Origin of the sequence: Nostoc flagelliforme FACHB-838 (assembly GCF_014698065.1) — a bacterium.
GTDB classification, from domain to species: domain Bacteria; phylum Cyanobacteriota; class Cyanobacteriia; order Cyanobacteriales; family Nostocaceae; genus Nostoc; species Nostoc flagelliforme_B.
On record NZ_JACJSI010000168.1, the window covers coordinates 1 to 13,445 of the forward strand.

General features: G+C 39.4%; 5 protein-coding genes and 2 pseudogenes. All 7 read left to right on the forward strand.

What is annotated here, in order from left to right; translation table 11 throughout:
- Positions 1–113: 113 nt before the first annotated feature.
- Positions 114–4,256 (forward strand): annotated as a pseudogene (locus tag H6G97_RS35105) (non-ribosomal peptide synthetase); the annotation flags it as partial.
- A gap of 50 nt (positions 4,257–4,306) precedes the next feature.
- A complete protein-coding gene (locus H6G97_RS35110; protein ID WP_190945053.1) occupies positions 4,307–4,492 on the forward strand; it encodes a hypothetical protein in 186 nt (61 codons plus the stop codon).
- A 101-nt stretch (positions 4,493–4,593) separates the two neighbouring features.
- Positions 4,594–6,609 carry an ABC transporter ATP-binding protein/permease gene (locus H6G97_RS35115; RefSeq protein WP_190945056.1) on the forward strand — a complete coding sequence of 672 codons (2,016 nt, stop codon included), beginning with the start codon at positions 4,594–4,596 and terminating at the stop codon, positions 6,607–6,609.
- Positions 6,610–6,663: 54 nt separating this feature from the next.
- A pseudogene (locus tag H6G97_RS35120) lies at positions 6,664–7,194 on the forward strand (2OG-Fe(II)-dependent halogenase WelO5 family protein); the annotation flags it as partial.
- 170 nt (positions 7,195–7,364) lie between these two features.
- Positions 7,365–8,102, forward strand: a complete 738-nt coding sequence (locus H6G97_RS35125) for an alanine--tRNA ligase-related protein (RefSeq protein ID WP_190945060.1) — start codon at positions 7,365–7,367, stop codon at positions 8,100–8,102.
- A gap of 623 nt (positions 8,103–8,725) precedes the next feature.
- Entirely contained in the window at positions 8,726–10,141 is a 1,416-nt protein-coding gene (locus H6G97_RS35130; protein WP_190945062.1) for an AAA-like domain-containing protein, read from the forward strand.
- 611 nt (positions 10,142–10,752) lie between these two features.
- A complete protein-coding gene (locus tag H6G97_RS35135) occupies positions 10,753–13,338 on the forward strand; it encodes an AAA-like domain-containing protein (RefSeq protein ID WP_190945064.1) in 2,586 nt (861 codons plus the stop codon).
- Positions 13,339–13,445: the final 107 nt, after the last annotated feature.

Sequence of the window (13,445 nt, forward strand, 5' to 3'; positions counted from 1 at the left end):
ACTAGGGCTAAGTTTCCGTCCAAGAAGCCAGTACATAAGGGGGCAGGAGTTAAATTGGAAACACTTACTTTTTCTGTAATCAATACTGCTTAGAGCTTAACCGAACCGTATTGCAACAGCGCTTGTGGTTTTTAGACCAGTTACAGCCTCTGGGTGGCTTATATAATATACCGCTAACTTTGCGTCTAATAGGAACTCTTAATGTTGCAGCTTTAGAACAAAGCTTACAAGAAATTATTTATCGCCACGAGGTGTTACGCACCAACTTCATTAACATTGATGGACAACCAACACAAATCATTAGGGAACAGGGGGCAGGGAACAGGGGGCAGGGGACAGGGAGCAGGGGGCAGGGAGCAGGGGGCAGGGAGCAGGGAGCAGGGGGCAGGGAGCAGGAAAGAGGAAAAACTTCTAACTCTCTAGCATTTACACCTTGGACAGTCTCAATTGTTGACTTTAAACATTTATCCACAAGCGAAAAAGAAATTGCTACACAGCAATTAGTGCAAAAACAAGCTATTCAAGCTTTTAACCTGGCAAATGATCCGTTAGTCAGAGCAACGTTAGTTGTGCTGTCCGAGACAGAATACGCCTTGTTAGTGTATATACATCACATTGTCTCTGATGGCTGGTCAATGGGTGTGTTTATCCAAGAATTAGCAGCTCTATACAATGCTTATTCTCAAGGTCAGCCGTCACCGTTAGCACCACTGCCTATTCAGTACGCAGATTTCGCAATTTGGCAAAGGCAATGGTTGCAAGGAGATGTACTGCAAAGCCAACTGAGTTATTGGCAACAACAACTAGCCGGCGCACCAACTTTATTGTCGCTACCCACTGACCGATCTAGAGGGGCTGTGCAAACTTACCACGGCGCATATAAAGCGATCGCACTTTCAAAAGAACTAAGTATTGCACTCAAAGAATTGAGTCAAAAAGAAAGTGTTACCTTGTTTATGACGCTGTTAACAGCATTCCAAATATTGCTATGGCGCTATAGTGGGCAGGATGATATTTGCATAGGTACGCCGATCGCTAACCGCAACCGTGCAGAAATTGAAGGGCTAATTGGCTTTTTTATCAATACCCTTGTGTTGCGTACCCGCTTAGATGGTAATCCCAGTTTTAGGCAGCTACTATCACGGGTGCGAGAAGTAGCGTTGTCTGCGTATGCTCATCAAGATTTGCCTTTTGAAATGCTGGTGGAAGCATTGCAGCCAGAACGAAATCTCAGCCATAATCCAATTTTTCAGGTATGGTTTAATTTACAGAATTTGGCAGACACCCAACTAGAACTTTTTGGATTGTCTGTAGAACCTATATTGATGTCAGAAGCAGCTTCCAAGTTTGACTTAAGCTTGTATGTTGCAGAACACGAACAAGGAATAACTCTGCAACTACTATATAATGCTGACCTATTTACTTCAAAAAGAATGGTGGAAATGGTGCAACAATTCCATCATTTGCTGAATCAAATTGTTGTCGAGCCTGATAGTGCCATCGGCTCTTATTCTCTTGTAACACCACAAGCCCAACTTTTACTGCCAGATCCCACAACGGCTATACCAGAACCAGAATACGAATTAGTCACAACAACATTTATCTCTTGGGTAAATAGCAATCCAGAACTTTCAGCAGTGCGTCAAGGATCTCGCAGTTGGAACTATGGCGGATTAGGCAAAACCTCTCAAGCTTTAGCAAGGGTGATGCTGAGTCACGGTATCACAAAGGGAGATGTCGTAGCCGTGTACGGTACTCCCAGTTTTGGATTGATTGCCAGTGCGATCGCTATACTCTTGAGTGGAGGAGTGCTACTGACTCTCGATCCGCAACTTCCTAGCGAACGCCAACAGCTGATGCTTCAGGAAGCGAAAACTAAATACATATTGTACGTCGATACTCAACCCATAGAAGACCGAGAGATATGGCAGTCTTTAACTATCGTCTGTGTAAATCCAGACACAGCAGAAGCTATAAATTCTTTAGAAAGCAGTCATACAATACCCCTACCGAAAATATCTGCTAATGATGCAGCCTATATTTTCTTTACTTCTGGTACGACTGGCGTTCCGAAAGGAGTGTTGGGGTGTCACAAAGGGATGGCGCATTTTCTCAACTGGCAAAGACAAACATTTGGAATTGGGCAACAAGACCGCATTGCCCAATTAATAGGACTTTCCTTTGATGTCGTTCTTAGAGATATCTTCTTACCTTTGACCAGTGGTGCAACCTTGTGTCTACCAGCACAAGGGGATAAATTAGAACCGACAAAAATTTTGCGTTACTTGGAACGCGAACAGATTTCCGTTCTCCACACGGTTCCTTCCTTAGCGCAATCATGGTTAGCTAATGTCCCCTCGGAATCTCTGCGTAACTTACGCTGGTTATTCTTAGCGGGAGAACCTCTTAAGCAGACATTCGTACTACAATGGCGAGATGCTTTCCCCCAAGCAGGTGAAATCGTTAATCTGTATGGGCCGACAGAGACAACTTTGGCGAAATGTTATTACCAAGTACCCAGCGAACCGACAGTAGGGGTACAGCCAGTGGGATGGCCACTTCCTGAAACTCAAGCACTAGTTTTGAGTACAAATCGGCAACTGTGCGGCATTGGGGAACCAGGCGAAATTGTTTTGCGGACACCATTTTGCAGTTTGGGCTATATTAACGCTCCAGAAGAGAAGCGTTCTCGGTTTGTCAAAAACCATTTTCGCAATGACGACCAGGATTTACTGTACTATACAGGCGATCGCGGCCGCTATCTTCCAGATGGCTCTTTAGAAATTCTCGGTCGCCTTGATCATCAAGTCAAGATTCGCGGCATACGCATTGAGCTTGGGGAAATTGAGACAGTATTAGCACAACACCCATCTGTGCATCAGACTGTAGTAACTGCCCATGAAGATGATTTTGGCGAGCAACGCTTAGTGGCTTACATCATCCCGAATCAGGAATCAACACCTACCATTAGTGAGATCCGTCGCTTCCTCTCCACCAAGCTACCACAGTACATAATGCCTTCTAGTTTTGTATTCCTAGATAGCTTGCCACTAACACCCAACGGTAAGATAGACCGCCGCGCTTTGCCTACACCTTCTAACATTATTAACTTAGATATATTTGTTGAACCGCGTAACCAATTAGAAATGCAATTGGTGCAAATTTGGTCAAAGGTTCTAAAAGTTGACAAGGTGGGAGTACAAGATAACTTTTTTGACCTTGGTGGTCATTCGCTTTTAGCTCCCTACTTAATGGCTCAAATCAAGCAGCAGTTTGATAAAGATGTGAGTTTAACAAGCCTCTTCCAAAACCCAACAATTGAACAATTGGCGACAATTTTGCAAATAGACTCGGATGACTCAAATTCGTCTTGTCTAGTTCCAATTCAGCCAAACGGTTCAAAGTTACCTTTCTTCTGTCTTCCCGGTGCTGGTGGTGAGCCTTACTACTTGTATCATTTAGGGCGTTATTTAGGAGAAGATCAACCTTTATACAGTTTTCAAGCAAACAATCTAGATGGATTAGAGCCAGCCACCCGAATTAAGGATATGGCTAGTCATTATATTCAAGCAATGCAGACTGTTCAGCCGCAAGGGCCATACTTTTTGGGAGGGCATTCTTTAGGAAGTATAGTAGCTTTTGAAATGGCGACTCAGTTGCTCCATCAAGGACATATCGTTGCTCTAGTCGTCATGATTGATATGTCAGCACCAACCTCTAAAGATAAACAAGCACGTATTGAACGTCTTGATTGGGATCATGCTAGGTGGTTGATTGAATTGATCAAAGCAGTAGAAGTTTCTCTGTCAACGAACATAGATATTTCTTACGATACCCTTCAATCTTTGCCTGTGGAGGAGCAACTAAAATACGTTTTACAGCATTTCAAAATGGTGAATATGCTGCCTCCTAACGCTGAAATTATGCAGATGAAAAACATGGTGCAAGCTTTAAAAGCAAACTCTCTATCTCTAATTAATTATGTACCAGAACAGATTTATTCTGGTCGAATTACCCTTCTACGTGCCAGCGAAACTCCTCCAGAACGCTTGGCTAGCAAGTTTTATGAGATTTCCCAAGATTCGACCTGGGGGTGGAGCGAGTATTCTTGCGAACCAGTAGATATCCATTTTGTTCCAGGCAACCATATCACGATGATGGCTGAACCCCACGTCCAGGTCTTAGCCGAACGGTTGAAAGTTTGTATTGAGCAAGCACAAGCAAACATGGCATTGCTGAATACAAGTATGAATTGAGATTGTTGACCAAAGTTGAAACTTGAAATTTAAATCTAAGGAACTGTATTATGACTGCTGCTTCTAACCAGATTAAATCGACAGCGTGGGATAAAAAACAAGAGTATCCCTTAACCGCAGAATCTTTAAAAATGCTGCTTGAACAACGAATTCCTCTGATTCGGCTGAAAGATTTTGCTAGCGCCCAAGAGTGTGAAATGTTATATGCCACTCAACAATTAGGTAACATCAGTTGAAAAATTAGTGTTGAGTACGATTGTTTATTGGGTGATTATTACTGATTAGCAACACTAAAAAGTATTAATTTTGATAAAAAATTTTAATTTATTTCTCAAATATGCCAACCCAAGTTGTTCAAGTTCAACCCTCAACAAATGCATTTTCAAGTTTTATCCAATTCTGGGAAGATGTAAAAGCGATCGCGGGGCCTTATTGGTATCCAACAAAATCAGGCGAAAGAGCATTTTCAGACGTTATTCGCGCCTGGGGAATGCTTATTCTCCTAATAATACTAATCATCGCCCTTGTAGCTATAACTACTTTTAATACTTTTATTTATCGCTATTTGATCGATGTGATCATTCAAGAAAAAGATTATTCTAAATTTACTTATAATATATCAATTTATGCTGTTGGACTTGTTTCGATAACGCTTTTAGTAGGATTTACTAAATTTGTTAGAAAACAAATCGCTGTTGACTGGCATCAATGGCTGAATAATCACATTTTAAATAAATATTTGAACAACCGTGCTTATTATAAAATTAATTTTAAAGCCGATATTGATAACCCAGATCAACGTTTATCTCAAGAAATTGAACCAATTACTAGTAGTGCCCTCAGCTTTTCAGCTACTTTGCTAGAAAAAATACTAGAAATGATAACTTTTTTAATAGTTGTCTGGACAATTTCCCAACAAATAGCTGTTGCTCTGCTTATCTATACGATTATAGGCAACTTAATTGCTGCTTATTTAAATCAAGGATTGATTAAGATTAATCAGGCGGAACTTGAATCTAAAGCCGATTATGCTTATGCCCTAACTCATATTCGCAATCACGCTGAGTCCATAGCTTTTTTTCAAGGAGAAAAACAGGAACTAAATATAATTAAACGCCGATTTATTAATTTAATAAAAGATATTAAACAGAAGATTGATTGGGAAAGAAGTAAAGAAATTTTTAACAGAGGATATCGGGCTGCTATCGAATTTATCACACTCATAGTACTCGCGCCTTTATATATTAAAGGTGAAATTGATTTCGGACAAGTTGGACAAGCTATTGCAGCTTGCTATGCGTTTGCTGGTGCTTTAGAAGAATTAATCCGTGAATTTGGGACTTCTGGAAGATTTTCTAGTTATGTTGAGCGTTTATCTGAATTTTCAGATGCCTTAGAAGCAGTTACCAAACAACCAGAGAATGTCAGTACTATTAAAACAATAGAAGAAAACCATCTCGCTTTTGAGAATGTCACTTTACAAAGGCCTAACTATGAGCAGGTAATCGTCGAAGACTTGTCATTGAACGTTCAGCCTGGAGAAGGTTTATTAATTATCGGGCCGAGTGGTCGAGGTAAAAGTTCTCTGTTGAGAGCGATCGCTGGTTTGTGGAATGCGGGAACTGGTCGTCTAGTGCGTCCTCCCCTAAAAGAAGTATTATTCTTACCCCAACGGCCTTATATCATTTTAGGGACTTTGCGCGAACAGTTACTTTATCCTAATACGAATCGTCAAATGACCGATGCAGAACTTAAAGACGTTTTGCAACAAGTAAACTTGCAAAACTTGCTAAGTCGAGTTGAAGGCTTTGATACTGAAGTTCCTTGGGAAAATATATTATCTCTGGGAGAACAACAACGCCTTGCATTTGCACGACTGTTAGTTACTCATCCTAACTTTACTATCTTAGATGAAGCAACAAGTGCCTTAGATTTAACAAACGAAGGAAGTTTATATCAACAGTTACAAAATACGAAAACAACATTTATTAGTGTTGGACATAGAGAAAGTCTATTTAATTATCATCAATGGGTTTTAGAACTAGCACAAGATTCTAGTTGGCAACTTGTATCTGTGCAGGATTATCGGTTGCAAAAAGCAAAAGAAATTGTCATTAATACTTCCGAAAATCCTGAAATTACAATAGATAATTCATCTCAAGATAAATCCCAAAATGAGTCAGAAATCAGTACAACTAAAAGGCTTTCTCATAAGGAAATGAATGAATTAACGTACTATTCCGTTTCCACTATTAGAAGTAAGGCAAGCAAAGGGGAGCCTATCACAACTAGAGATGGTTTAACCTATCGCTATGATAAAGATTCCAAAGTGCTGAAATGGGTGAGAGTTTAGCGGCTATCATCCGTGAGGAGCTAAGATGAAGCAACTTTTGTCAAACATTACTTCGATGCCGTTAAAAAAGCCAAAAAAACTTATAATCAGGTAGCTTCCTTCTCTTTTGACCCGCTAAAACGTTTGGCAACAATTCTGCGTCAGAATGTATCAAATCAAGTACAAGTTGCTTACGAAAAGGAAGTCGGTGAGTATTATTTTGCCGGATTGATACGTCATATTAATGTTGCCTTACTACACATAGACTTTGCTCAATTAGATGCTCCAGATTGGGGAATAGGAAATATTACCTCACAGTTAGTATGGAATCTTTATGTAAAAGCGCCTACCCAAGGAGGTATCTGCAAAGTCTACAACCGACAGTGGCAACCCGAAGATGAAAAATATAAAACTTCTGGTTCGTATGGCTACGATTATTCCTTAATAGCTACCTCAGAAGTAAAACATAATATTCCACTCGCAGGAGATTTGGTCATTTTTAACAGCCGTAATTTTCATGAAGTCTTACCAGGCATTGGAGAACGTATAACAATTAGCTCTTTTATTGGAAAAATGCCAGGAGGTGATTTAGTCTTTTGGTCGTAAAGGCAAATTAGAACCTATAATTAAGTCGGTGCTAATATTCCCAGCTAATTTATATTTATTCATATACATTGAATTTTTCTCACCGACTTATTTAAGAGGTTGTTTGAAAAGTAGTTAGCTGTGATTTTAGACACTTGTTGATCCCCCCTAACCCCCCTTAAAATTTATTTATGTCCACGGTACTTACTTATCTTGAAGACACCTATAAATTTACTGATAAGGCTCATGTTGAGTATGTTGCTGATGATGAGCGGGGTTATTATTGTGTACTTGATAGCACTGTGTTTTATCCACAGGGTGGTGGTCAGCCCTCAGATATAGGCACTATTGAAGCGAAAGGAATTCAGCTTCCAATCACTTTCGTAAGCTTTGTAGATGGAGATGTTCGTCATTATGGAGATTTTTCATCTGTATCCTTAGAAAAAGGCGAAGAGGTAACTTTATATGTTGATGAAGCCCGTCGTATGCAGAATACTAAAGCTCATACAGCTGGACATCTTATGTACACCATAGTCGAATCCCTAGATAAAAATCTAATCGCAGTTAAAGGGTATCATTTTCCAGATGGTTCCTATGTAGAGTTTCAAGGAAGCCCTTCGTTTGAAAATACGGAAACATTTATTGCTGAAGTTAATGCAAAAATTAGTGAAGCTTTAAATGAAGTTAGCAGTGTAAAAGCTTCACTAATTACGCCTGAAGAATTAGCAGTACGTTGGTCTAATATCTCCAATAATTTACCTCCAGGAAAACCTTTGAGAGTTGTGACAATTGGCAATCTTCATCCAACTCCATGTGGAGGTACTCATTTAAAATCACTTAATGGATTAAAAAGTGTAGTAGTTACTAAAGCAAAACGTCAAAAGGGAAATCTCAAGGTTAGTTATAAATTTGAGTTAGATTTATCGTAAGGGCATGGCAATGCCATGCCCCTACCAGAGTATCTGTATCATTATTAAAGTGAAATGGTATTAGATAAGTTCTGCATCGTTTGCCTGATAAACAAGTATAAATTAATGCTAAATAATATACTGAGCTACTCGTATATTTTTGGGCTTTGGTTATGCATAATTTCTACTAAGTTTTCAACCAAATCTTGATTAAAAGTAGTTCTACAACTATTAATACTTAGTATTTAGAGTTCTACTAAAGCGATAATATTTTTGCAACCCACCAAAAAAAGTCATAACTTATACAAGTTAAAAAATATTACATTATTTAATCACATTTCTACAAATTCAGGTAAATACAAGTACAAAAACTTCATTTCGTCAGAGAGTTTTTGCAAGACAACCATCAAAACAGCCAGTGGAAAAGTAGTAAAAGTGGGAAAAGTAGGAGAAATAGATAATTGATATCAGCGTTTACCATCAAGCAACTATAATGTAACTTAGTTTATTAGAGTTCCAATGGATTATAGGAAAAATAAAATTGCAATGTATCAAAACTTACTAAGCTAAATTCTAGTTCCAATAGGGAAATAGAAAAGAATATTGCTTGTGACACTCATTTATAATCAATATCTGGAACAGCAATGTATAAAACTAAACGCAAGCGAGGAGTTGTACTAACTTCCACAGGAATTAAACGGTTACAATCAGCAATTCGTTCTGTGGAGATAGTAGAAAATAAAGGCAAACACTTGAGTTTAGAAGAAATAAGCTCGCGCATTAATGTTTCTAGTAGAACTTTGAGTAAATTATGGTCTTTAAGCGAAAGTGTAGATCAAAAAACTATAAAACTCTGCTTTAGCGCTTTTAATCTAGAATTACACAGCGGAGACTACACCATACCCAACAAAGCAAATGAGACAGAAACATCTGACTTATTATCTATTGCAAATATAGAAGAAGATTCATCTCAACCTTCCGAATTAACCTCATTTATCGAAGAACATCACACACAAACTAAACAGATAGAAAATCTTTGGTCATACCCGGATGGCCCCGTACCTCTAGATTCTCACTTTTATATTGAACGTCCTCCGCTAGAGAAAAAGGTTTATCGAGAAATAACTACTAATGGCTGTGTAATTCGGATTAGGTCTCCCAAACAGATGGGTAAAAGTTCTTTTGTGTTGCGGCTTTGTGCGTTTGCACAGAAACTTGGGTATCAGACTGTGAATCTGAATTGCTGCCAATTAGAGAGGGAGTGTCTAACTGATTTAAATAAACTGTTGCGTTGTCTTTGCTGGAAAATTGCAACAGGGTTAGGTATTGACGCCAACCTCAAAGAAAAATGGAATGAAGAAATTGGCTACAACTTAAGTAGCGGCTTCTATTTAGAAAACTATTTGCTCGAACTATGTCAAAACCCAGTGGTTTTGGTATTGAATGAAGTTGACCGTTTTTTTGAATATCCTAAAATTTGTCAAGAGTTTTTTGTATTGTTGCGGTCATGGTGTGAGGAAGCACGACACAATCCCAACTGGCAAAAGCTGAGGTTAGTAATGGTTTACTCAACCGAAGAGTACATCTCTATGGATATTAACCTCTCTCCTTTTAATATTGGTCTACCTATTCGTCTGAACGATTTTACCCAACCACAAGTAGAAGATTTAGCTAGGCGGTATCGTTTAGACTCGTTTAAAGCTAAAGATTTTGCCCAACTAATGTCATTAGTAGGAGGACATCCAGCACTAATCCAGATTAGTTTTTACCATATTTGCTCTCAAGAAATGACCCTGCAAGAAATAATAGAGGATGCCGTGGCCAATGGTGGCATCTACCGTTATCATCTACGGCGACACTGGATAAAACTGCAAGAAAATCCTAGATTGGCGAAGGTCTATGCTGAAATTCTGGCAGGGAAGCAAGATATTTCTTTTAACCTTATTGACACTTACAAGCTTGAAGGTTTGGGATTAATTCGCTTTGAGGGCGATCGCGTCTTACCCCGTTACGGACTCTACCAGTCCTATTTTGCAAAACAGCTATTGACAGTTGTTTGATAGAGCAACAGTAAGGCACTAATTCAATATCAAGTATTGCGTAGACGCAACCCGCAGTATGCATCCCAGGATGCTGAAAATATTTAAATGCAGCTATACCAATATTAAGACATCAGCGATTTCCGAGGGATGTAATGAGTAAACACTAATTAAAAACCTGGGCAATAATATTCTTTCACGACTAAAACACTTTAGTGAGAATAATCTATTGCTGCTAATGCTGATAAAAGTCAAGCCGGGAAAACACCTTCATATCCAGCGTGTTCTCCACAAGATATTAAAGGATACTTTTAGTCAAGAAGAAATTGAAATCTGTTTTTTTTCAATAATTGATACTAGCTCTTTTTAAGTATTTTTCTACAATGCAGTTATTATCACTTTTTAAAAAAAGAAGGTGAAAAGCAGAGAAGCTGAAGGCTGAAGGGAAACAGAAATATTTCTTTACCTTCATAGAGAGTGCATAGTAGATATAGAAAAATAGTAATGGTTTTACCTAAAAGAACTAAACTACTAAAGCTGTGCTGTAAGAATTGCAATATTTACTTACAATAATTTATCTAAAAATTACTAGTCATTATGTTAATGTTTTTATTTGATAATTACACTTAGATATGAGATATCAAGTAGGGGGTAGTCTCCACAGTGACGACCCCACATACGTTACCCGTCAGGCAGATGAACAACTCTATGTCAGCTTGAAAACTGGCAAATTCTGTTATGTCTTCAACTCCCGTCAGATGGGCAAGTCATCGTTACTACAACGCACAAGTTATCGTCTTAAGTCAGAAGGGCATAGCTGTGTTTACTTAGATATGACTCGCTTGGGTATTGAAGATACTACACCAGAGCAATGGTATAAAGGCATTATTATCAGTTTATTTTATAGCTTAAAATTAGCGTCACAAATTGACTTTCAGCGTTGGTGGGAAATGCAAGCAGGTATTTCCTCGGTACAAAAACTACAGCTATTTGTTGAAGATATATTACTACCAAATCTCAAAAGTGATTCTTTACGAGATGGTAAAGCCAAAGGCATTTTCATATTTATTGATGAGATTGATAGCCTGCTGAGTTTGAATTTCCCAATTAACGACTTTTTTGCTTGGATTCGTCAGTGCTATAATCTAAGGCCACATAACTCAAACTTTGAACGCTTGGGATTTGCACTATTTGGTGTAGCAAGTCCCTCAGACTTGATTGCTGATAAACGCCGCACGCCCTTTAACCTTGGTAAAGCAATTGAGTTACAGGGCTTTGAACTGCATGAAGCCACGCCTTTGCTTCCAGGATTAAAACAAGTAGTCAGTCAACCACAAGCAATACTACAAAAGGTTATTTATTGGACAGGCGGACAACCCTTTCTGACACAAAAACTCTGTGACTTAATTACTGAAGTTGCTTTTGAAACTACTACAGGAAAGATTACCCTACCTCCAGGTACAGAAGCATTGTGGGTAGAGCAATTAGTAAAAACACGAATTATTCAAAATTGGCAGTCACAAGACGAACCCGAACATTTGCGTACTATTCGCGATCGCCTCTTATTCGACGAACAACAGGCAGGGCGGTTGTTGGGTGTTTATCAACAGATGTTGCAAGCAGAAGAGCCTCTTGAGCCTGGCAGAGGGGAAGAAGAGTTTTCCCGTTTGCCCCTGCGTTCTGTTCCGAGTGATGATAGTCGAGAACAGACACAACTGTTGTTGTCCGGTTTAGTAGAAAGACACAACGGCTATCTGAAAATTAAAAATCCGATCTATCGGAATGTTTTTAATAGCCAATGGGTGTTAAGACAACTAGATAATCTCCGCCCCTACTCCCAAACATTTAACGCTTGGGTGGCATCGGGTTACAAAGATGAATCGCGTCTGTTGCGAAGACAAGCTTTAAAAGATACTCAAAATTGGTCGCAGGGCAAGAGTCTGAGCGATTTAGATTATCAATTTTTAGCCGCAAGTGTTGAATGCGACAGGCGTGAAATGCAAATGGCATTGGAGGCAGCACGGGTACTAGAGGTAGAAGCACGACTCGAACAAGAGAAAAAAACAGCAAAAGCAATAGAAGCACGACTAGCACAAGAGAAAAGAACGGCTTTATTACAGAGATATCTACTAGTTGCAGTAAGTATTGGGTTGCTCGTTTCTAGTAGTTTGGGAATAGGAACTTTTATTTTGTATCAGCAAACTCGCAAAAGTGAAACTATTGCTAAAAACAGCGAAATTCGAGCGCTTGTATCTTCTTCTGTTGGATTGTTTGCCTCAAATCGCAGATTGGATGCACTTGTAGAAGCAATCAAAGCAAAAAAAAGACTGCAAAAATTAGATAAATCAAATACAAATCTTGCACCTCAAGTAGAAAATGCACTGCAACAAGCAGTTTATGGAGCAGATGAGTACAACCGTTTTTGGGGTCATACAGCAGCTGTTATGGCAGTAGATGTCAGCCCTGACAGTTCTTTAATTGCCTCAGCCAGTATAGATAAAACAATTAAGCTTTGGCGACGTGATGGTACAGCAATTGCAACTCTCAAAGGTCATCAGGGAGCAGTTAGGTCAGTCGCTTTTAGTCCTGACGGTCGGATACTTGCCTCGGCAAGTGAGGATGGTACTATTAAACTTTGGCAGCGCGATCCCAAAGACGCATTGTGGCGCATTTCTAGAACATTCAAAGGTCACACAGCTTCAGTCTGGGGAGTCGCATTTAGTTCCGATGGTCAAACGATTGCCTCTGCAAGTTGGGATACAACAGTGAGAGTTTGGAAGCGAGATGGTCAGCTGCTAAAAACGTTTCAAGGTTATACGAAGGCGTTTCGGGAAGTTGCTTTCAGTCCTGATAGCCAAACCATTGCTGCTGCAAGTTTAGATGGGACAATAAAACTTTGGAGACGAGACACATCAGGCTGGCAGAACGCTAAAACCCTACGACCTCTCCAAGGTCATACATCTTGGGTTTTCAGCGTAGTTTTCAGTCCTGACGGACAGACCATTGCTTCAGCAGGTGAAGATACAACTGTCAAACTTTGGCAGCGAGACAGCACAGATGGCAGTTATCGCCTTCATAAAACTCTCAAAGGTCATAGTGCGGGAGTTTCGGGAGTCGCGTTTAGTCCTGATGGTCGGACTATTGCCTCCGCCAGTCTCGATAAAACCATGAAACTTTGGGACATTGATGGCACAGAACTGAGAACGCTCAGACTGTAGGTTCGCTCATTTTGGAGGAGTGAGAAGTAATTATGTCTTGCACAGCTTGGAATTTAGCTGATAAAGGGACTCAGGCATTTTCATTAATAAAAGAATCTGTTTTTGAA

Coding starts and splice junctions, on each gene's coding strand:
- H6G97_RS35110 (WP_190945053.1), top strand. CDS start 4,307: ATGACTGCTGCTTCTAACCAGATTAAATCGACAGCGTGGGATAAAAAA.
- H6G97_RS35115 (WP_190945056.1), top strand. CDS start 4,594: ATGCCAACCCAAGTTGTTCAAGTTCAACCCTCAACAAATGCATTTTCA.
- H6G97_RS35125 (WP_190945060.1), top strand. CDS start 7,365: ATGTCCACGGTACTTACTTATCTTGAAGACACCTATAAATTTACTGAT.
- H6G97_RS35130 (WP_190945062.1), top strand. CDS start 8,726: ATGTATAAAACTAAACGCAAGCGAGGAGTTGTACTAACTTCCACAGGA.
- H6G97_RS35135 (WP_190945064.1), top strand. CDS start 10,753: ATGAGATATCAAGTAGGGGGTAGTCTCCACAGTGACGACCCCACATAC.